This window comes from Sphingomonas sp. PP-F2F-G114-C0414 (assembly GCF_003688595.1).
Taxonomy (GTDB): domain Bacteria; phylum Pseudomonadota; class Alphaproteobacteria; order Sphingomonadales; family Sphingomonadaceae; genus Sphingomonas.
In genome coordinates, this window is the sequence record NZ_RCWT01000011.1 from 308226 (window position 1) to 328898 (window position 20673).

At 68.2% G+C, this 20673-nt stretch carries 15 protein-coding genes; 5 read left to right on the forward strand and 10 right to left on the reverse strand.

What is annotated here, in order from left to right; all coding sequences use genetic code 11:
• Nucleotides 1-32: 32 nt before the first annotated feature.
• From C8J47_RS10540 to C8J47_RS10575, 8 genes are all read right to left on the reverse strand, one after another.
• Nucleotides 33-3572: a hydantoinase B/oxoprolinase family protein gene (locus tag C8J47_RS10540; RefSeq protein ID WP_121885621.1), complete on the reverse strand. Its 3540-nt coding sequence runs from the start codon at nucleotides 3570-3572 to the stop codon at nucleotides 33-35.
• Nucleotides 3573-3579: 7 nt separating this feature from the next.
• Entirely contained in the window at nucleotides 3580-4641 is a 1062-nt protein-coding gene (locus C8J47_RS10545; protein ID WP_121885622.1) for a PLP-dependent cysteine synthase family protein, read from the reverse strand.
• Complete coding sequence (locus tag C8J47_RS10550; RefSeq protein WP_121885623.1) at nucleotides 4638-6674, reverse strand: M3 family metallopeptidase; 2037 nt, start codon at nucleotides 6672-6674, stop codon at nucleotides 4638-4640. Before C8J47_RS10550 ends, C8J47_RS10545 begins: the two co-directional genes overlap by 4 nt.
• A gap of 10 nt (nucleotides 6675-6684) precedes the next feature.
• On the reverse strand, nucleotides 6685-8091 hold the full coding sequence (locus C8J47_RS10555) for an L-serine ammonia-lyase (protein WP_404969269.1): 1407 nt from the start codon (nucleotides 8089-8091) through the stop codon (nucleotides 6685-6687).
• Between the two features lie 32 nt (nucleotides 8092-8123).
• Complete coding sequence (locus tag C8J47_RS10560) at nucleotides 8124-8783, reverse strand: alpha/beta fold hydrolase (protein WP_147454314.1); 660 nt, start codon at nucleotides 8781-8783, stop codon at nucleotides 8124-8126.
• A gap of 40 nt (nucleotides 8784-8823) precedes the next feature.
• The gene (locus C8J47_RS10565) at nucleotides 8824-10125 is read right to left on the reverse strand and encodes a CitMHS family transporter (RefSeq protein WP_056064457.1); all 1302 of its coding nucleotides are present in this window, start codon (nucleotides 10123-10125) and stop codon (nucleotides 8824-8826) included.
• 216 nt (nucleotides 10126-10341) lie between these two features.
• Nucleotides 10342-11823: an OprO/OprP family phosphate-selective porin gene (locus tag C8J47_RS10570; protein ID WP_121885625.1), complete on the reverse strand. Its 1482-nt coding sequence runs from the start codon at nucleotides 11821-11823 to the stop codon at nucleotides 10342-10344.
• Entirely contained in the window at nucleotides 11820-12887 is a 1068-nt protein-coding gene (locus C8J47_RS10575; protein ID WP_259467481.1) for an ABC transporter substrate-binding protein, read from the reverse strand. Before C8J47_RS10575 ends, C8J47_RS10570 begins: the two co-directional genes overlap by 4 nt.
• Nucleotides 12888-13011: 124 nt before the next feature.
• Between C8J47_RS10575 and C8J47_RS10580 the strand changes: the two genes are divergently transcribed.
• Together C8J47_RS10580 and C8J47_RS10585 are read left to right on the forward strand one after the other, a co-directional pair.
• Nucleotides 13012-13677, forward strand: a complete 666-nt coding sequence (locus tag C8J47_RS10580; RefSeq protein ID WP_200912584.1) for a response regulator transcription factor — start codon at nucleotides 13012-13014, stop codon at nucleotides 13675-13677.
• Nucleotides 13667-15064, forward strand: coding sequence for a sensor histidine kinase (locus tag C8J47_RS10585; RefSeq protein WP_121885626.1), 1398 nt, complete (start codon nucleotides 13667-13669; stop codon nucleotides 15062-15064). Before C8J47_RS10580 ends, C8J47_RS10585 begins: the two co-directional genes overlap by 11 nt.
• Here C8J47_RS10585 and C8J47_RS10590 read toward each other — a convergent pair.
• Nucleotides 15056-18055 (reverse strand): glycosyl hydrolase family 28-related protein, encoded by a 3000-nt coding sequence (locus tag C8J47_RS10590; protein ID WP_121885627.1) that lies wholly within the window; start codon nucleotides 18053-18055, stop codon nucleotides 15056-15058. The genes C8J47_RS10585 and C8J47_RS10590 overlap by 9 nt on opposite strands.
• Before the next feature lie 54 nt (nucleotides 18056-18109).
• Nucleotides 18110-18367 (reverse strand): helix-turn-helix transcriptional regulator, encoded by a 258-nt coding sequence (locus C8J47_RS10595; RefSeq protein WP_121885858.1) that lies wholly within the window; start codon nucleotides 18365-18367, stop codon nucleotides 18110-18112.
• Here C8J47_RS10595 and C8J47_RS19355 point away from each other — a divergent pair.
• From C8J47_RS19355 to C8J47_RS10605, 3 genes are read left to right on the forward strand one after another with little or no spacing between them, the layout of a single operon-like run.
• Complete coding sequence (locus C8J47_RS19355) at nucleotides 18366-18626, forward strand: hypothetical protein (protein ID WP_220683369.1); 261 nt, start codon at nucleotides 18366-18368, stop codon at nucleotides 18624-18626. The two genes, C8J47_RS10595 and C8J47_RS19355, sit on opposite strands and share 2 nt — an antisense overlap.
• The gene (locus C8J47_RS10600) at nucleotides 18623-19969 is read left to right on the forward strand and encodes a GntP family permease (RefSeq protein ID WP_121885628.1); all 1347 of its coding nucleotides are present in this window, start codon (nucleotides 18623-18625) and stop codon (nucleotides 19967-19969) included. Before C8J47_RS19355 ends, C8J47_RS10600 begins: the two co-directional genes overlap by 4 nt.
• The gene (locus tag C8J47_RS10605) at nucleotides 19959-20657 is read left to right on the forward strand and encodes a FadR/GntR family transcriptional regulator (protein ID WP_121885629.1); all 699 of its coding nucleotides are present in this window, start codon (nucleotides 19959-19961) and stop codon (nucleotides 20655-20657) included. The genes C8J47_RS10600 and C8J47_RS10605 overlap by 11 nt, the downstream gene beginning before the upstream one ends.
• The last annotated feature ends 16 nt before the right edge of the window (nucleotides 20658-20673 follow it).

The window sequence follows — 20673 nt, forward strand, 5'->3', positions numbered from 1 at the left end:
TGCCGCAACCGGTCGTCGTATCGTGCGGCGGATCAAATGGGTCCGAAACCACCGCCACCGGGTGTTTCGATCACGAACACATCGCCCGGCCGCATGTCGACCCTGGCAGTCGAGCCGAGCCGCTCGACACTGCCGTCCGCGCGCTCGACTGTCGCCGTGCCCAGCCCGCCCGGTTCGCCCCCCGCCATGCCGAACGGGGCCACGCGGCGGCGATTGGCGAGGATGCAGGCGGTCATGTCCTCTAGGAACCGGACTCGTCGCGTCGCCCCGTCGCCGCCGTGATGTGCGCCTGCCCCACCCGAACCGCGGCGGATCGAGAATTCCTCGAGCAACACCGGGAAGCGCGTCTCGAAGATTTCCGGGTCGGTGAGACGGCTGTTGGTCATGTGCGTCTGGATCACCGACGCGCCGTCGAAGCCGGGGCCTGCGCCTGCACCGCCGGCGATCGTCTCGTAATATTGGTGCGTGTCGTTGCCGAAGGTGAAGTTGTTCATCGTCCCCTGGCTGGCGGCCATCGCACCGAGCGCGCCGAACAGCGCGTCGGTGACGACCTGGCTCGTCTCGACGTTGCCGGCGACGACCGCGGCCGGATAGCGCGGGTTGAGCATCGAGCCCTCGGACACGCGGATCGTCACGCCGCGCAGGCAGCCGTCGTTGAGCGGTACCGCCTCGTCGATCAGCGCGCGGACGACATAGAGGACCGCCGCGCGGACGATCGAGACGGGGGCGTTGAAGTTGGTCGGCCGCTGGTCGCTGGTACCGGCGAAGTCGACCTCCATCGTCGCGGCCTCGCGGTCGACGCGGACCGCCACGCGGACCACTGCGCCATCGTCCATTTCATAGGCGAACGCGCCCTCGTTGAGCGTCGCAATCAGGCGGCGGACGGCGGCGTCGGCGTTGGCCTGGACGTGCTCCATGTAGGCCGCGACGACGTCGGTGCCGTACTCGTCGGCCAATCCCGTGAGGCCGGTTGCGCCGCGCGTGCAGGCCGCCAACTGCGCGGCGAGATCGGCTATGTTCTGGTCGATATTGCGCGCGGGATAGGGACCGGACGTGAACACCGCGCGCAGTTCGGCTTCGCGGAAGCGCCCTTCATCGACCACCAGTACGTCGTCGAGCAGCACGCCCTCTTCCTCGACCGAGCGGCTTTCGGGCGGCATTGATCCGGGCGTGATACCGCCGACGTCTGCGTGGTGCCCGCGGGCGGCTACGAAGAACGCCGGCGCGTCATTGTCGTCTGCGAAGACCGGCATGATGACGGTGATGTCGGGGAGGTGCGTGCCGCCGCGATAGGGGGCGTTGAGCGCGTAGGCGTCGCCGCGGCGGATACCGCGGCCGTCTGCGCCGCCGCCGCGCGCGTCGATGATCGTGCGGATGCTCTCGCCCATCGAGCCGAGGTGCACGGGGATGTGTGGCGCGTTCGCGACAAGGTTGCCGTGCGCGTCGAACAGCGCGCAACTGAAGTCGAGGCGTTCGCGGATGTTGACCGACGCGGCGGAGCGCTGAAGTGCGGCGCCCATCTCCTCGGCAATGCTCATGAACAAGCCGGCGAAGATCGCTAGCCGCACAGGATCGGACTCGGTGCCGATGCTCGCGCCGACGCGGGGTGCGATGCGGTCGAGGATCAAATTGCCGATCGGATCGACGCGCGCGCGCCAGCCGGGCTCGACGATGGTGGTGGAGACGCTGTCGAGGATCAGTGCGGGGCCGTCGATGGCGTGGCCGGCGGGGAGGCCTTCGCGCGCCAGGACGGGCGTGTCGTGCCATGCGCCGGCCATGTAGACGGGCGCGACCGACAGCGGCGCGGCCGGCTCTTCGGGGAACGCGACGAGCGCGGCGTCGATCGGCGGACTCTCGGCAACCGCCTCCGCGACGATCCGGTCGGCAATCAGCGGTGCTTCGCTGGCGAACCCGAACTGCGCGATGTGGGCGGCGTCGAACGCAGCGATCATCGCTGCCGGGTCGTCGAGATCGAGTTCGATCGTGTGGTCGGTCTGGCCTCGGCGCAGATGCACGCGGCGTTCGATCCGAACGTCGTCCGCCGTGACACCCTGCGCTACCAGCGCATCGCGTGCCGCCTCAGCCAACGCGTCCAACGCCTGCGTGATCGTGGCATACTCCACAAACGACGCACCCGACGTAGCCTCGCGAAGGACCCGGCGATCGGCCAGCCCCATGCCGTACGCCGACAGCACGCCGGCGAGCGGGTGGATCATCACCCGGTCCATCGCCAGCGCGTCGGCGACGAGGCACGCATGCTGCCCCCCGGCCCCACCGAAACAGGCGAGGGTGTAGCGCGTCACGTCATGCCCGCGCGCGACCGAGATCGTCCGGATCGCATTCGCCATGTTCGCCACCGCAACCGCGATGAACCCTTCGGCGGCGACCTGCGGATCGAGCGGCAGTTCCGCGAACCGGGCAGCCACCGCCTCGGCATCGAGCGGCTGGTCGCCTGCCGGCCCGAACAACGCCGGGAAGAATTCGGGGCGAACCTTGCCGAGCATCACGTTGCAATCGGTGACGGTGAGCGGCCCACCGCGGCGGTAGCACGCAGGCCCCGGCACCGCGCCTGCGCTCTCGGGGCCGACGATCAGCCGCTCGCCATCGAACCGACAGATCGAGCCGCCGCCCGCCGCCACCGTGTGGATCCGCAGCATCGGTGCGCGGATGCGGGCGCCGGCGATCAGCGTCTCGGTGTCGCGTTCGTACGTGCCGGCGTAGTGCGACACGTCGGTCGAGGTACCGCCCATGTCGAAGCCGATGAGCTGTTCGAACCCGGCCTCGCGCGCGGTCGCGGCCATGCCGACGATCCCGCCCGCCGGCCCCGACAGGATCGCGTCCTTACCGCGAAAGCCTGCGCCATCGACCAGTCCACCCGACGACTGCATGAACAGCGCGCCCTGCCCCAGCGCGTCGCTCAAGCCTGCGACATAGCGATCGACGACCGGCGACAAATACGCATCGACGACCGTCGTATCCCCGCGCCCGATCAGCTTGATCAACGGCGCGACGCGGTGGCTGACCGAAATCTGCGTGAAGCCGATCTCGGTTGCGATTGCCGCCAGGGCCTCCTCGTGCGCGGTGAAGCGATAGCCATGCATGAGAACGATCGCGACGGCACGCAGTCCGCTATCGAATGCCGCCTGCAAGCCCGCGCGCGCCGCATCGACGTCGAGCGGCCGGAGCACATCGCCCTCCGCCCCGACCCGCTCGTCGATCTCCACCACCTGCGCGAACAAAGGCGGCGGACGGTTCACGTCGCGCGCGAAAATGTCGGACCGCTCCTGGTGGCCGATCAGCAGCGCATCGCCGAACCCACGCGTGATCGCGAGGCAGGTCGGCTCGCCCTTGCGCTCGAGCAGCGCGTTGGTCGCGACCGTCGTGCCGATCCGCAGCTCCAGCGGCACATCCGCGCCATCCGTCAGCCGCCGGATCGCCTCGACCGCCGCATCATCATAGCGCTCGGGATCCTCCGACAGCAGCTTGGCGGTGACGATCCGCCCGTCCGGTTGCCGCGCGACGACATCGGTGAACGTGCCGCCGCGGTCGATCCAGAACTGCCATGTGGTCATCGGTTGCTCAGCCCAGAAATTGCGCCATCCGCGCCGCCGCCCCGGTCCACGCGACCTCGCGATCGTCGAGCCATGAATCGTCGTAATAGGTGCAGCCATAGCGGTCGCCGCCATCGCACAACAGCGTGACGATGCTCCCCGTCTCGCCCGCCGCCGCCATCTCCTCGACGATCTGCGCGCAGGCCCAGAGGTTGGTTCCGGTCGAGCCGCCGACGCGCCGCCCGAGCCGGTCGGACAACGCACGCATCGCGCCGATGCTGTCGGCATCCTCGACCGCGATCATCCTGTCGATGACGCTCGGCACGAAGCTCGGCTCGACCCGCGGTCGCCCGATCCCCTCGATCCGCGACGCGCATCCTTCCGGCAACGCGACCACCGAGCGGTCCTCGAAATGGCGGTGAAACACCGAGTGCACCGGGTCCGCGACGCACAGTTTCGTGTCGTGCCGGCAATAGCGGATGAAGCGCCCGATCGTCGCCGAGGTGCCCCCCGTCCCCGCACCGCAGACGATCCAGGACGGGCACGGATGCTCCTCCTCGGCCATCTGCGCGAAGATGCTCTCGGCGATGTTGTTGTTGCCGCGCCAGTCGGTCGCCCGCTCGGCATAGGTGAACTGGTCGAGATAATGCCCGCCCGTCTCCGCAGCGAGCCGGTGCGAGACGGCGTAGACGGTACGCGGATCGTCGACCATGTGGATCTCGCCGCCGTGAAAGCGGATCGCGTCGAGCTTGGGCTTGGCGGTCGTCGCGGGCACCACCGCGATGAACCGCAGCCCCAGCATTTTGGCGAAATACGCCTCCGACACCGCGGTCGATCCCGACGAGGATTCGATCACCGTCGTCTCGGGACCGATCCATTCGTTGCACAGCGCATACAGGAACAGCGACCGCGCGAGCCGGTGCTTGAGGCTGCCGGTCGGGTGCGAACTCTCGTCCTTCAGGTACAGAACGATGCCGGGGTACCGCGGCAGGTCGACGCGGATCAGATGCGTGTCGGCGGACCGGTTATAGTCCGCCTCGATCCGCCGCACCGCCTCCGACAACCAGCGCCGGTCGACGCGCTTCGTCACCCTTGCAGCCCGTGACGGACCAGCATCGCGGTCGGCTCTGGGTCACGCCCACGGAATGCACGGAAGCTGTCCGCCGCCGGCCGTGTCGCACCGCGCGCGAGCACTTCCTCGCGGAACCGGTCGCCGGTCTTGCGATCGACCAGCCCCGCCTCGGCGAACGCCTCGAAGCCATCGGCGGCCAGCAATTCGGCATAGAGATAGCTGTAATAGCCCGACGCGTAGCCGCCTGCGAAAATATGGCTGAACGCGTGCGGGAAGCGGTGCCATGCTGGCGGACGGATCACCGCCACCTCGTCGCGCACCGCCTCGATCACCTCGATCGGATCGCTGCCCATCGTGCCCAGATGCAGCAGCAGGTCGAACAGCGCGAACTCGACCTGGCGCAAGATGAACATCCCCGCCTGGAAATGCCGTGCCTTCACCATCCGCTCGAACAGGTCGGCGGGCAGCGTCTCGCCGGTCTTGTAGTGGCCGGACATGCCGGTCAGCACGTCCTTGTCCCAGGCGAAATCCTCCATCAGCTGGCTCGGCAGCTCGATCGCGTCCCACTCGAACCCGTTGGTCCCTGCGATGCTCGGCCGGTTCACCTTGGTGAAGAGCAGGTGGATGCAGTGGCCGGTCTCGTGCAGCAGCGTCGTCACGTCGTTGTGGCTCAGCAGCGACGGCGTCTCGCCACCATCCGGCGCGAAGTTGCAGACGAGATACGCGACCGGCACCGTGACGGTGTTGCCGTCGTGCAGCCGCGGTCGCGCCTGCGCCATCCACGCGCCACCGCGCTTGCCGGTACGCGCGTGGAGGTCGAGATACAGCCCCGCGAACACCGTCCCGCTCTCGTCCACCACGTCGAAGAACCGCGCATCGTCATGATACAGCGAGACATCGTCGCGCTCGACGAGCTTGATACCGAACAAGCGCTGCATCAGCGTCTGCCAGCCCTCCATCACGCGCTCGACCGGGAAATACGCCTTCACCACCTGCGCATCGACCGCATAGCGATCCTGCCGCAACCGGTTCGACACGAAGCCCGCATCCCACGGCTCGAAATCGGCGATCCCGAGTTGCTCGGTGGCAAACGTCCTCAGTTCGGCAAGGTCGCGCTCCGCCGCCGGCTTCGCGCGCCGCGCCAGATCGCGCAGGAACGCGATGACCTCGGCGCCGTTCGGGGCCATCTTGGTCTCCAGCGACCACGCGACCGGATCGGTAAAACCGAGCAGCTTGGCGCCCTCGTGCCGCAGCTCGAGGATACGCGCGATCCGCGCGCCGTTGTCGAACTCGCCCGCATTCGGCCCCTGGTCCGAAGCCCGCGTCGCGAACGCGCGGTACATGCGCGCACGCAACTCGCGGTTCTCGGCGAAGGTCAGCACCGCGTTGACGCTCGGCTGTTGCAGCGTGACCAGCCAGCCCGCCTGCCCCTTCGCCTTGGCGGCATCCGCGAACATCGCCTTGTCCGCATCCGAGATCCCCGCGAGATCCGCCTCGTCCGTCACCAGTTCCGACCACGCATCGGTCGCATCGAGCACCGCGCTGCCGAACTCGTTCGACAACCCCGACAGCTCGACCGAAATCTCGCTGAACCGATCGCGCGCCTCCGGCTCCAGTGCCACGCCCGACAGCGTAAAATCGCGGATCGCCTGCTCCACCGCGACCCGGTCCTCGACGGCCAAGTCGGCAAACTCGGGCGACACGCTCAGCGCGACGAACACCTCGTACAGATCGCGGTTCTGGCCGACCTTCATGTCGTTCTCGACGAGCCGCTTCTGCCCCTCGGAATAGGCCACGCGCAGTTCGGGCGTGTCGGCGACACCGTGCAGATGCGACACCGCCGACCAGATCGCGCCGATCTCGGTATTCGCGCGCTCGTACGGCAACCACGCGCCCGCGAAATCGGTCGGCCGCGCGGTCGTCAGCGCCTCGACCATCGCCTCATGCCGCGCGATCGCTTCGTCGAGCGCGGGCGCGATCTGGTCGGGCGACAGTTCGGCGAAACGGGGCAGCGACAGCGTATCGAGAAGCGGGTTCGTCGGGGCAGTCATGGAAAATCCTTCAGCATTCGACGACGTTGACGGCCAGGCCACCAAGCGACGTCTCCTTATATTGCGAGCGCATGTCCTCACCGGTCTGGCGCATCGTCTCGATCACCGCATCGAGGCTGACGATATGGCGACCGTCGCCGCGCAGCGCCAGATACGCGGCGTTGATCGCCTTGATCGCCCCCATCGTGTTGCGCTCGATGCACGGAATCTGGACCAGCCCGCCGATCGGATCGCAGGTCAGCCCGAGGTTGTGCTCCATGCCGATCTCGGCGGCATTCTCGATCTGTTCGTTGGTCCCGCCGAGCGCCGCGACCAGCGCCCCCGCCGCCATCGAGCACGCGACGCCGACCTCGCCCTGGCACCCCATCTCCGCCGCAGAGATAGACGCGCGCTTCTTGTAGAGGAACCCGATCGCCGCCGCGGTCAGCAGGAAGTCGTGCGCGCCTTTCGCCGTCGGATCCTTGGTGAAGGTCTCGTAGAAGCGCAGCACTGCGGGCAACACGCCCGCCGCGCCATTGGTCGGCGCGGTCACGACTCGGCCCCCCGCGGCGTTCTCCTCGTTCACCGCAAGCGCATACAGGCTCACCCATTCGAACACCGCGGAAGGATCCGCCGCAGTATCGCGCGCTTGCAATCCCTCGAACAGCGCCTTGGCCCGACGCGGCACCTTCAGCCCGCCCGGCAGGATGCCACCCTGCCGACACCCGCGATCGATCGACGCGAACATCGCACCGCGGACCGCGTCGAGGAATGCGTCGGTCTCGCTCTCCGGCCGCCAGGCGATCTCGTTCTCGCGGACGATGTCGGCGATCGTCATCCCCGTCGCATCGCCGGTCGCGAGCAGTTCCGCCCCCGACGAGAACGGCCGCGGCAACAGGATGTTCGCCTTCACCGGCCCCGAGCCCGCCTCGACGATCGCCCCGCCGCCGATCGAGAAATAGGTCCGCTCGACGCTGCGCCCGTCACCGAACGAGGCGGTGAAGGTCACCGCATTGGGATGCCCCGGCAGAAAGGTCTTCGAATGAAACAGAAGGTGCTGGCTTTCCTCGAACCCGATCTCCACCCGTTCGGCGAGCATCATGCGCCCGCTCGACCGGATCGCCGCCAGCCGCACCGGGATCAGGTCGGGATCGATCGTCTCCGGCTGCGCGCCACTCAGGCCGAGCATCACCGCGCTGTCCGTCGCATGCCCGCGCCCGGTCAGCGCCAGCGAACCAAAGAGATCGACGCGCACCGCCACCGGCTGCTCGTCCGCGACCAGATCGGCGAACAGCCACGCAGCACGCATCGGCCCGACGGTATGCGAACTCGACGGCCCGATCCCGATGGTGAACAGGTCGAGGATGCTGATCGCCTGGTGGCAATCGGGCCGCGCTCGCATGCGCTCGTCGGGGCGGTCGAAGGTCAGCGGATCCATGCCTTGCGCCATGCACCGCCAACGCGGCGATGTCAGCCGGATTTCAACCACTGGCGGAGCACCGCGGTGACCTCGCCCGGACGTTCGAGAGGGGACAGATGCCCGCAGCCGCGCAGGAGGTGGAAGTGCGCACCCGGAATCCGCAGGCTCAGCGACAGCGCGTCGTCGGGGGTGCAGATTCGATCGCGATCGCCGACTGCGACCAACGTCGGCACGTGGATCGCGGCGATCGCCTCGCTGATGTCCGGCCGAGCGAGCAGCGCACGTTGCTGGCGTTCGAACACGACCGGGCCGACTCGGTCGGCCATCGCCTGGGCCGGGCCGCTGACGATCGCGGACAGGCGCGGGTCGGCATGCGGCGCGGTGGCAAGCATCCCCTGCCCCGCGACGGTCCGCGGACGGACATCCATCGATCCGCGCGTGCCGAACAACGCGATCCGCGTGATCCGCTCGGGCGCCTGGCGGACCATCTCCATCGCGACGTAGCCGCCGAGACTGACGCCCGCTACCGCGAACCGCGGTGGTGCGCTGGCGAGCACGCGCGTGGCCATTTCGGCCAGCGTATCGTCCTGCGACAGGTCGCCGAACTCGACCTGTGCGACGGCGGCGAGGTCGACGATCTGGCGGGCCCAGAGCTGCCCGTCGCAGCCCATCGCGGGGAGCAGCATCAACGGTGTACGCGGTCGGATCATGCGGAAGCTCCGGTAGCGGCGGGTTGCGGGGATGCTCACCTCAGGCGACGAACGGGAAGGCGAGCGCGATCATGCCGACGATCGTCATCACGACGCAGACCGCGATCGCGGGCACGAGCGTGAAGCGCTGGTGATCGGCGAGGTCGATCCCGACCAGGCTGACCAGCAGATAGGTCGACGGCACCAGCGGGCTGAGCAGATGGACCGGCTGGCCCATCAGCGACGCGCGGGCGATCGCCTCGGGCGCGACGCCGTAATGCGCGCCGGCCTCGGCGAGGATCGGCAGCATCCCGAAATAGAACGCATCGTTCGAGATGAAGAAGGTGAACGGCATGCTCAGCACCGCGGTGATCGGCGCCATGTACGGCCCGAGCGCGGGCGGAATCACGCCGACCACCGCCTTGCTCATTGCTTCGACCATGCCGGTGCCGCCGAGAATGCCGGTGAAGATGCCCGCCGCGAAGATCAGCGACACCACCGCCAGCACGTTGCCGGCATGCGCGGAAATGCGCTCCTTCTGGTCGGCGACGCCGGGATAGTTGACGATCATCGCGATCGCGAATGCCAGCATCATCAGCACCGACAACGGAAGGATGCCCCACACCAGCAACGTCAGCAGCGTGATGACGAGCGCGGCGTTGAACCAGATCAGCTTCGGGCGGCGTGCCTCGGGATATTGCGAGACGGCCATGCCGGTGAACTCGGTGTCCGCGGTGATGCCTGCCTCGCCCATCCGGACGCGTTCCTTGCGGCCGAAATACACGGCGAGACCGATCAGGAAGGCGAGGCCGGCGATCATGCCGGGGATCAGCGGCAGGAACAGCGTCGCCGGATCGAGCTTAAGCGCACTAGCGGCACGCGCGGTCGGCCCGCCCCACGGCGTCAGGTTCATGATCCCGCTCGTCGTCATCAACAGGCAGACGAGGTACAGCCGGTTCATGTTGAAACGCTTGTAGAGCGGCAGCAGCGCGGCGATCGTGATGATGTAGGTGGTCGAGCCGTCGCCATCGAGGCTGACGAGCGCGCACAGCACGACCGTGCCGATCAGGATCCGCATCGGATCGCCGTGGACCATCCTGATCAGCCGTCCGACCAGCGGATCGAACAGGCCCGTATCGGTCATCGTCGAGAAGAACAGGATCGCGAACAGCAGCATAACGCCGGTCGGCGCGAGGTTCTTGATGCCGTCGATCATCATCGGGCCGAGACCCGCGGCCTCACCGGCGAACACGCCGAAGATCGACGGGATCACGATGAGCGCGACCAGCGGCGTCATCTTCTTGGTCATGATCAACGTCATGAACGTGGCGACCATCAGGAAGCCGAGCAGGGCAAGGTTCATCGCATCGTCCTAGAAAAGGGCGTGAATAGGAGGCGCGCGGTGTCGAATGCGCGCGCTGAAAATCGATCGGTCCGGGTCGACGGAAGCGCTATTGTCTCCGTCATGCCGGGCTCGTTCCGGCATCCACGGTGCCGCACAATCGAGAGCGTTTGATGTGCGGAACGGTGGACCCCGGAACCAGTCCGGGGTGACGGAGTGGTGTTGGGACGGCCAGCATCAGAAAGTGACGCCGACGCGGGCGCTTACCGTCTGCCCGCTGTCGTTGCCGACATAGTCGCCGGCGCGGTTGTCGGTGTTCCACTGGATCGCGTTCACCTGGAAACGGGTGAAGGAGTTGAGGTACCAGTTGACGCCGACGGTCGCCGCCCAGCCGTCGCCACCGGTCAGCAGATTGTCGAAATCGAGGCTTTCGTAGCGCGCGGTGAGTTCGATCGCGCCGACCCCGCCGTCGAACGTCGGCTTCAGCACCTTGGGCTGGCCGAAGCTGCCGAGCCGCGGGTTGTACGGCGGCAGGTCGCCGGTCAGGAACAGGCCGCCCGAGACGCTCCACGCCTTGCTGACGAAATCGGGACGCCCGCCGTCGAGCCGCGCGTTGCGGCGGCCCGCTTCGCCCATCACCCACAACGGCCCGCGATAGCCGCCGAGTTCGACGCCGTAGCCGGTCGTGCCGGTGCCGCCGATCAGCGGTCCGGTCGACACGCGCAGCGCCCCGTTGAAGCGGCCGCCGATCACCGTGTTGCGTGTCAGCGTGCCCGCGACCGACGACAGCGATTCGTCGAAGCCCCACGCGCCGATGTGCAGCACGCCGGTATCGGACTTGATCGGGTTCCAGTGCGCGCGGCCGAGCACCGTGCGGCTGTCGCCAACGGTCTGCGTGCCGTCGATCCGGTCGCCGGTGACGGTGACCGAGGCGTGGCCGGTCTTCCAGAAGATGCGCGGCATGATCCCTACGCCGTAGAAACCGCGCTGGGGGATGATCGCGGTCGAGACCGTGGTGCGTTCCAGGAACGGGGTCGAGTCCGAGCCGGTCGAGCCTTCGAAGCCGCGATCGTTGAACAGGTGGCCGGCGCGGACGTCGTAGTCGAGGCCCGGCTTGATCTTGTTGCGCCAGCCGACGAACGCGGTGACGACGTCGACCTCGTTCTCCGAGAAGTCGCTCTCGAACTGGTAGAAGAAATGCGTGCCGACGCCGCCCTCGAGGCCGAGGCGCAGCGCGCGCATGCCCGTCGTGGTGATGTTGCGGCCGTCGTACTTCGAGCCGAAGCTCGAGCTGACGTCGGTCAGGATACGGCCGCGCGGCTTGAACGTGTAGACCCCGTCCGCCGAGTGGAAGACAGGCAGCCCGGCGCCCCATTCGGTGGTCACGCCCGACGGATTGTCACGTGCGGCAACCGCCTGCGCGACGCTGCGATCGGCGGGGCCGGGAGGGGCCAATTGCGGCGCGAACGGCAGGGTGCGGCGCGGCTCGTTATTCTGCGCGACTGCTTGCGGTGCGATTTGGACGGGTGGCACGGGCGCGGACGCCTGCGCGACGGCGGCGTTGTTCTCCAGCCGGTCGAGCCGCGACTTCAACGCGGCGATCTCGGCGGCCTGCGCGCGGACCAGCGCGGCAAGGTCGGCGTCGCTCGGAGCCTGAGCCAGCGCGGGCGTCGCGGCGATCAGCGCGAGTGCGGCGCGCCCGGTACGGAAGAGAGTCATTGTTGGGCTCCGGTGGCGAGAATCGCGGTCCAGTCGCGCAGGAAACGCTGGCGCTTGACGCGGTCGAGGTTGACGAGAAGTTGTGGCCCCACGCGGATCGGTCGCGCCTGGCTCGAGGGAAGACGGCGGGCGGAAACGTCGGTGCGGACCGGCCACAGGCTGCGCCTCGCGAGCAGCGACTGCCCTTCGCGCGACAGCAGGAAATCGAGGAACAGCTTGGCCGCCGCGGGGTGTGCGGCCTCGCGCGCGATGAACGCGATCCGCGAGGTGACGATCGTATAGTCCTGGAGGAACGCGACGCCGATGCGGGGATCGGTCCGCGCCCGTTCCACCGCGTAAGAGCCGATCACGTTGTACGCGATCGCCTGCCGCCCCTCGGCGACGCCGCGCAGCATCGGCTCGCTGGTGCGCGACAGCACGGGCTTTGTCGCGGCGATCGCCTCGAGCAACGACCGCGTGTCGCGCGTGATCGCGAGATCCTCCGACAGGTACAGATAGCCGACATTCGAGCGCGCCGGATCGAACGTGGTCACCCGGCCTGTCAGGGCGCGCGCATTCTTCCGCAGCCATGTCTCCAGCGCAGCATGCGTGCGCGGCACTTGGGCGGCGGGCACGAGGCGCTTGTTGTAGACGATCCCGATCGGCTCCGCGGTGACGCCGAAGCCCATGTTCTTCCACACCGACACAGGCGGCAGCGCGGGTTTTTCGGGGCTCGCATAGCCCTGTGCGAAGCCATCGTTGATCAGCTTGACCTGCAGGTCCATCGCCGACGACCAGACGAGATCGGCGGACATCTTTTTCGCGCGCGTCTCGGTGACGAAGCGGCGGTACATCTCGGTCGAGCCGATGTCTGCGTAGAGTACGGTGATGCCCGGATACCGCTTCCGGAACGCGGCGACGACCGGCAGCAGTTCGGCACGATCGGCATTGCCGTAGATCCGCACCTGCCGCTCGGCACGCGCGTCGGAGATCAGTTGGTCGTAGGAGCGCGGATAATTGGCAGGGCGCTGCGCCACGGCCGTCGCGGCAAGCGCCGACAGCCCGGTCAGTATCGCGATCTTCATTAAAATGCGTGCCATCATCACTCTCCTCGCCTTCCGTCTCTGTGTTCGGATAGACTGCAACGGTGGAGTACGAAGCGAACCTGTCACCAACCTTTCACGCCGATCGGGCGCAGGACGAGCCGTTGTGCGCATCCTGCTGATCGAAGACGACGCCGCGCTCGCGCGCAGTATCGCGGCATTGCTGCGCGCGGGTGGCAACGCGGTCGATCACGTCGCGACCGGGGAGGAGGCGCTGTCGGTGGTCGCCGGCGAACCCTATGCGCTGGTCATCCTCGACGTCGGCCTGCCCGGTATCGACGGCTTCTCGGTGCTCGAAACCTTGCGACGGCGCGGCGAGCGGGTACCGGTGTTGATGCTGACCGCACGCGATGCGCTCGACGACCGGGTACGCGGGCTCGACCTCGGCGCCGACGATTACCTGCGCAAACCGTTCGAACCCGAGGAACTGGAGGCGCGGGTCCGGGCGCTCGGCCGGCGGCGGGGCGGCGATCCGCTGCCGGTGCTCAGCGTCGGTACGCTGACGATCAATCGCTCGACCGGCGACGCGGACATCGCCGGCCGCGCGCTCGACCTGCGTCGCCGCGAGCGCGCGGTGCTGGAGGCGCTCGCCACCCGAGCCGGTCGGGTCGTCCCCCGCGCGTTGTTGATCGGCGAGGTGTTCGGGTTCGACGAGCCGGTCGGCGACAATGCGATCGAGGTCCACGTCACGCGGCTGAGGACCAAGCTCGCGCCCGACGGTCCCGGTATCCGCACCGTCCGCGGGGTCGGCTACATGCTCGATGCCGGCTGAGACGCGGACTCCCGCGCTACGCACGCGCCTGCTGGTCGCGGTGCTCGGGCCGTTGCTGGCGGCGGCAGTCCTGATCGGCGTGGTCGGCGCGACGCTGATCGCCGACGTCGTCCGCCGCACCAACGACCGCGTGCTCGGTGGCGCGCTCGGCGCGATCGCCGAGACGGTGCAGGTCGAACGCGGCGAGGTGACGCTCGACCTGCCGTCCGCCGCGTTCGGGATGCTGGAGAACACCGAACGCGACAACGTCTATTACCGTGTTGCCGTCGGGCCGGACCTGCTCACCGGCTATGCGGATCTGCCCGCGCCCGATCCCGCCACGCTCTCGATCGACGTGCCGCGCTATCGCTTCGCGCGCTACCGCGGCCAGCAGATCCGCATTGCCGAGGTCCGCCGCTCGCTCCCCCGGATCGACAAGCCCGTCATCGTCCAGATCGCCGAGACGCTCGACAACCGCGGCGCGCTCACCCGCCGGCTGATGCTCGCGCTGCTGATCGGCGAATGCGTCCTCGTCGGCGCCGCCGCCTTGCTGCTGCGACCTGCGCTAGGCTGGAGCCTTCGTCCGCTCGCCCGCCTCCGTGGCGCGATCGAGGCGCGCGACGAGCGGGCGCGCCCCGATTTCTCACCGCTCGACACGGGTCCCCTGCCCCGCGAGCTGCGCCCACTCGCCGGCGCGTTCGACCGACTCCTGGCACAGCTCGACACCGCGACGGTCGGCGTCCGCCGCTTCACCGCCGACGCCTCGCACCAGATGCGCACGCCGCTTTCGGTACTGAAGGTTCAGGTCGCACTCGCCCGCCGCGGCTCCGACGCCGAACGCCGCGACGCGCTCGACGAGATCGCCGATGCGGTCACGCGGCTCGAACGGCTGGTCACGCAGCTTCTCGCGCTTGCCCGCGCCGAGGAAGCTGGGGTCTCAGCGCCCCTCGAAGCAGTCGACCTGCACGAGGTCGCAGCCGCGGTCATCACCCGCCGGATCAACCAGGCAATCGAGGCCCGCGTCGACCTGACGCTCGATAGCGAAGACGACGCGCGTCACATCGTCTCGGGCCACCGCACGCTGATCTTCGAGATCCTGTCGAACCTGATCGACAACGGAATCCGTTACAACGCGGTCGGCGGCACGGTTTCGGTCAAGTTGGTGACGTCGGCATCGGACACCGCGGTCGTCGTCGCGGACGACGGCCCCGGTATCCCGCCCGCCTGCCGCGACACGGTGTTCGACCGGTTCGTCCGCCTCGGCGGCGTCGCGAGCCCGGAGGGAAGCGGGCTCGGCCTCGCCATCGTCCGCTCCGCCGCAGCCCGGTTGAACGCGACGATCGGCTTCGGCGATGCCGCGCGCGGTACCACGCTCATCCTGCGCTTCCCGCGCGTGGCGTCAGAGTGAGACGCCGTACAGCGCGTGGTGCGCAAGGATGAAGAGCGTGCGCCCGTCCGCGCCGCCGATCACGAGCTGGAGCGGCCGTTCGGGAACATCGATCCGGCGCAGCAACGTGCCGGCGGGATCGTAGACGAACACCTGCCCGTTCGCGACGTAGAGATTGCCCGCTGCGTCGCGCGCGACGCTCTCGCCACCACGATCCGCGACGATCTTGAGATCGGTGACGCGGCCCTGATCGCCGACGAGGCCCGAATAGGTGCGCCCTTCGGAGGCGTTGGTGAGCACGACGCGCTCGCCGGGTTTGGCGGCAACGAAGCCGTTCGCGTCGAGCGTGTCCGACCAGCGCCAACCCTGATGATCGTCCGGCCCCTGGTTCCATACGCGGAACGCGGGCAGCGCCAGCGAGCCGTCGGGCGACACATATTCCTGCGGCTTGGCCTCGCCCATCTTGGTCGTGAAGAAGTCCGTCATCGTCGGGAACTGGTAGGTCGTCGGATCGATCCGGTCGGCGAACTCGCCGTTCGCCCAGACATTGACGGGCAGCACCGTCGCGGCATCGCGGCGCGCACGGACCGGCGTCGGCGGAATCACCTTAACCTCCGCGGGCCTGGCCGGATCGATGCTGTAGACGGTGCCGTCGCGACCCGCCGACGACAGCACGAGCAGGTCGCCCGAGCGATCCACCGCAAGGTTTACCGCATCAAGCGGCGCCTCCGCGACGATCGACAGGCCCTCCGCCTTCGACCAGCCGTGGATCCGCTGGAACTGGCGATCGATGAAGTACAGCTTGCCCTTCGCATCGACCGCACCGCCGGCGATCGAATAGAAGCCGCCGGCGAGCTTCTCGACGCCCGGCGATACCGGCACCGCGGATGCCGTCACGGCGGCAGTCGGCGCAGGCGGAACGTCGAGCTTGGCGAATTCGAGTTCGCGGACCTCCTGCTGGCGGGTCATGTCCTTGATGGCGTTCTCGAACGGGAATTTGCTCGCGCGCAGATACGTGCCGCAGCCCTTCTCATCGCAGCTCGCGAACCCGCTCTCGGCGTTCACATGGACATTGCGGAAGCGGATATCGCCCGAATTGTAGAGCTTCACAGCCGCATCCATCGGCTTGATCGAGCGCGTGACGCGGTAGCCGTGATAATTGGCGAACAGGATGTTGCGCGAGTTGCGGATTTCGGTCGAGATCGCGTTCACGCCGTCGCGCACCTCCTGCTCGGTCTGCGGCGCGAGGAACTCCCAGTTCTCGACATGATCGAGGACGATTTCGGCGCGATAGTGATGCTCGGCCGACAGCTCGTAGACATGACCCGGCGTCTTGGTGTTCGAGACGTGGAACCCGGCAGAAGCGAGCGTGTTCGGCGACCACAAGGCGGCAAAGGTGCCGCCGCCGCCATCGGTGACCCAGATGCTCGGATACTGGCCGTCGAAGCGCGCGCGCGGATCGCCGAAGCCGATCGGGCTGCCCTTGGTCAGCACGGTCCCGCCGCCGCCCTGGATCTTGACGTCGTTGACCATCGACGCCTCGCCCGCCTTCCACAGCAGCGCGGTCGCGCGCGGGTTCACGCCGCCGGTCCACAGACCGAGGCCGGAGACGATCGCGTTGCCGCCCTTCGCACTTTGCAGCAGCGCCTTCGGCCCGCCGACGCCCATATAGGCGGGCGTCTCATCGGGCAGATAGAGATGCGTGAGGCTCGGATGCAGCGCGATCAGCACGCTGTCGGGCCGCAGCCTGATCGTGTCGGTGACGCGGTAGCGACCGACCGGGAGATACACCACGCGGTGCGTGTCGATCGCGCGCTGCAACGCCGCGGTGTCATCGGTCGTGTCGTCACCCTTCACGCCCAGATCGTGCGCGTTCGCCCAGTCGCGCACCGGCGGCAGCGCGGCGATCGCCGGCTTGCGCCGCTCGGGCAGGCGGGCGAGCGGCGCCATGACGATATCGGTCGCATAGGTACCGATCTTGCCAAGCCCCGCGAGCTTCAGGCCGTAGGAGAAATCGCCGACCCGGTAGCGGGTCCCTGCCCCGGCCACGGTCTTGCCGCTGTCGCGAAACCGCACGAAGGTCGGGGTGTTCACCGCGACCGCATTGTCGAAGCCGATCTGTGTGAAGACGCTGTTTTCATTCGACACGACGACGCCCGCCTTCGCGACGTTCTCGAAGCGGACGTCTTTGCCGTACAGCGAATCCGGATAGCCGCGATCGATCTCGATCCCGACCGGCGTATCGCGGATCGCAACGTTGACCAGAGTCAGGTCGACCTCGTGTTCGCGGATCGCGGCATCGCGCTGGCCCTGGAAGTCGGAGTCGATCAGCGTGAACTGCCAGGCGGGCGACGTCTTCTCCGACAGGATGCCGTAGCGGCCGCCGAAGAATTTCAGATCCTCGAACTCGTTGCCCGCCTGATAGACACCGGCGAGGCCCGAGCCGATATGGAAGTCGACGTGGCGCAGATAGCCGTGCTGCGCGACGCGGAACCGCACCGCGACCGCGCCGGCATTGCCCGCGCCGATCCGGAAATCGACGTTCGATAGCGCGGAATAGAAGGTGCTCGAGGTCGCGTCGAAGATCGCCGGATCGAACGGCACGCTGGTGCGCGGCGGGACCGGCGCCTTGCCGACGCGGTACTGGTCCTCGCCGGTGAACGCGACCATCGCCGCGACGCCCGAAGCATAGCCCGCGCTGTTGTCGCCGAGCACGATCTCCGGGCGGGTCGGACCGACACCGAAGATCCGGACGGCGGAGCGGACGAAGATCGTCCGACTGATCCGGTAACGCCCCGACGGCAGGAACACGACTCCGCCATGCCCCCCGGCTGCGGCGGCATCGATCGCCTGCTGGAGCGCGACGCTGTCGTCGGCGCGGCCGTCGCCGACGCCCTGGACGGTGATCGCGCGCGGATCGGCGGGGGCGGTCAGATAGACCGAGCTCGTCTTTGCCGAGGCCGGCGTCGAAAGCAATAGCACCGCGGCGCCAAGCAGCCATCTCGCGTCCATCGTCCGTCTCCCCGTAAATGCAGTGTGCCCGTCGATCGCTCGCGAGCCGAACGTTCAGGCGGCGTGCAACACCAGGCCGTGCGCGACGATCGCGACCTGAGTCCGGTTGCGGACGTTCAGCTTGCGCATCAGCGCGGTCATGTGCGCCTTCACGGTCGCCTCGGCGATACCGAGGTCGTACGCGATCTGTTTGTTGAGCAGTCCGGAATGGACGCCGTGCAGCACCTTAATCTGGGCCGGCGTGAGCTGCGGCGATACCGGGATGGCTGGCAGCTGGCGGTGCTGCGAGACGGTCTGGGTGGTCCCTTGCATGGTCATCCTCCTCCTGTTTCGGCCCGTGGGTGCGATCCATTTGAATGGATTCGGTTGGACAGGTTTTCCGTATGCGCCCCGGATTTATCGGCAATCAAGCCTTTTCTGTTGGCGGCAGGCAAAAACCTGTCCTACAGCTGAAGCCATATCGGCAGGCGAGAAACGCCGCCGGATCGAACGGGGAGCGATGATGAAGGCGCAAGCACCGGACCGTCAGCCAGAACGTCGCAACGCCCCTGCGATCGGTGCGGCGCAATGATCGGCGGCGACCTGCGGCTGGTGATCGCCGCGCTCTCCGGCATCCTGCTCGCCGTGCTGATGATCGTCAAAGGCCGCCTGCACCCCTTCATCGGCCTGCTCTGCGGCGCGTTTACCGTCGGCCTGCTCGCCGGCCTGCCGCTGCCCGATGTGGCGAAAGCCGTGCAGAAGGGCGTCGGCGACATCATCGGCGGCACCGGGCTGGTCGTCGCGCTCGGCTTGTCGCTCGGCGCGATGCTGCATCTGTCGGGCGCCGCGGCGTCGCTGGCGAAGGGCGCGCTGCGCCTGACCGGCGTGCGCGCCGCGCCGTGGGCGACGCTCGGGATCGCGATCGTCGTCGGCCTGCCGTTGTTCTTCGAAACCGGCCTCGTGCTGCTGTTGCCGATCGTCGTCGCCGCGGCGGAGGAAATGACCGGCAAGGACGGCGCAGCGCGCGATGCCGCCAAGCTGCGGCTGATCATGCCCGCGCTCGCGGGGCTCGGCGTGGTCCATGCGCTGGTGCCGCCGCATCCCGGGCCGCTGCTCGCGGTCGAGGCGCTCGGTGCCAATCTCGGCCGGACGATGCTGTACGGTATCCTGATCGCGATCCCGACCGCGGTGATCGCCGGGCCGTTGCTGGCGAAGTTCACGACGCGGGGCGTGCGGCTGGTATCGCCCGTACTCCGCGAGACCGGGCTCGCGATCGCGCCGCCCCCTCGCGCGCTGTCGCTGCTGATCGTGCTGCTGCCGGTGCTGATGATCGCGACCGGCGAGCTCGGCCAGATGGTGCCGTCGTGGAAGGGCGCGGCCTGGCTGGTCGCCGCGAGCAACCCGGTGGTCGCGCTGCTGCTGACCAACCTGATCGCGCTGCCGCTGCTGTTCGGCCGACGGTTGCGCGAGGTCGCGATCCAGGATGCTGTGTGGCACGAGACGATGGGCGCGGCGGGTGCGATCCTGCTCGCGATCGGGGCGGGGGGGGCGTTGAAGCAGGTGCTGGTGACAGCGGGGCTTTCGGACCTGCTCGCGCGGACCGTGCTGATGTATTCGATCTCACCGCTGCTGCTCGGCTGGCTGGTCGCGGTGGCGATCCGGCTCGCGGCAGGCTCGGCGACCGTCGCGACGATCACCGCGGTCGGCATCATGCCCGGCGTGGTCGCGAGTTCGGGCGTGTCGCCGGAGCTTGTCGTGCTGGCGATCGGCGCGGGCTCGGTGTTCTTCAGCCACGTCAACGATCCGGGATTCTGGCTGGTGAAAAGCTATGTCGGCACCAGTACCGCCGACACGTTCCGGACCTGGTCGCTGCTCGAAACCGCGATCTCGGTGGTCGGCCTCGTCCTCGTGATGGCGCTCAGCTATGTCGTCTGACCTACCACCCTCGACCGAAGGCCGGCTGGCGGATCGCGCCTATACCGGCATCGTCCGGATCATCACCGAAGACGATCTGGCGATCGGCGACCGCCTGCCGTCGGAGGCCAAGCTCGCGGCGACGTTCGGGATGTCGCGCACCATCGTGCGCGAGGCGCTGGCACGGCTCGCCTCGGACGGCATCACGCAGGCGCGGCTCGGTGCGGGGTCGTTCGTCAAGCGCCGGCCGTCCGCGCGGCTCGGCACGCACATGCCGATGGATGCGCTCGCGACGACGCTCGGCACCTATGAAGTCCGCTTCGTGCTGGAGGCGGAGGCGGCACGCCTCGCGGCGCAGCGCCGCTCCGATCGCCAGCTCGACGCGATCGAACGCGCGCTAGAGGCATTGCGGAGTGCGTTGCTGTCGAACGCATCGGCGCATGACGAGGACTGGCAGCTCCACCGCGCGATCGCCGAGGCTACCGGCAATGCGGCGTTCCTGCCGGTGTTCGATCATCTCCAGGACGAGGTGATGCGGATTCTGCGCGCAGGCGTGGATATCTCGCGCTCCCGACCGCCCGAGGTGATCGGTGCGATGATGGAGGAGCATGATGCGATCGTCGAAGCCATCTGTGCGCAGGACGCGGACGGCGCGGCGCTGGCGATGCGCTGGCACCTGTCGCAGGGTCGCAAGCGACTGATGCCATGATCGCTCGGCGTCGCGG

Excerpts from the sequence above, each read along its gene's own strand:
- C8J47_RS10540 (WP_121885621.1), bottom strand. The coding sequence starts at position 3,572 with ATGACCACATGGCAGTTCTGGATCGACCGCGGCGGCACGTTCACCGAT.
- C8J47_RS10550 (WP_121885623.1), bottom strand. The coding sequence starts at position 6,674 with ATGACTGCCCCGACGAACCCGCTTCTCGATACGCTGTCGCTGCCCCGT.
- C8J47_RS10555 (WP_404969269.1), bottom strand. The coding sequence starts at position 8,091 with ATGGATCCGCTGACCTTCGACCGCCCCGACGAGCGCATGCGAGCGCGG.
- C8J47_RS10560 (WP_147454314.1), bottom strand. The coding sequence starts at position 8,783 with ATGATCCGACCGCGTACACCGTTGATGCTGCTCCCCGCGATGGGCTGC.
- C8J47_RS10565 (WP_056064457.1), bottom strand. The coding sequence starts at position 10,125 with ATGAACCTTGCCCTGCTCGGCTTCCTGATGGTCGCCACGTTCATGACG.
- C8J47_RS10570 (WP_121885625.1), bottom strand. The coding sequence starts at position 11,823 with ATGACTCTCTTCCGTACCGGGCGCGCCGCACTCGCGCTGATCGCCGCG.
- C8J47_RS10575 (WP_259467481.1), bottom strand. The coding sequence starts at position 12,887 with ATGAAGATCGCGATACTGACCGGGCTGTCGGCGCTTGCCGCGACGGCC.
- C8J47_RS10585 (WP_121885626.1), top strand. The coding sequence starts at position 13,667 with ATGCCGGCTGAGACGCGGACTCCCGCGCTACGCACGCGCCTGCTGGTC.
- C8J47_RS10590 (WP_121885627.1), bottom strand. The coding sequence starts at position 18,055 with ATGGACGCGAGATGGCTGCTTGGCGCCGCGGTGCTATTGCTTTCGACG.
- C8J47_RS19355 (WP_220683369.1), top strand. The coding sequence starts at position 18,366 with ATGGTCATCCTCCTCCTGTTTCGGCCCGTGGGTGCGATCCATTTGAAT.
- C8J47_RS10595 (WP_121885858.1), bottom strand. The coding sequence starts at position 18,367 with ATGCAAGGGACCACCCAGACCGTCTCGCAGCACCGCCAGCTGCCAGCC.
- C8J47_RS10600 (WP_121885628.1), top strand. The coding sequence starts at position 18,623 with ATGATCGGCGGCGACCTGCGGCTGGTGATCGCCGCGCTCTCCGGCATC.
- C8J47_RS10605 (WP_121885629.1), top strand. The coding sequence starts at position 19,959 with ATGTCGTCTGACCTACCACCCTCGACCGAAGGCCGGCTGGCGGATCGC.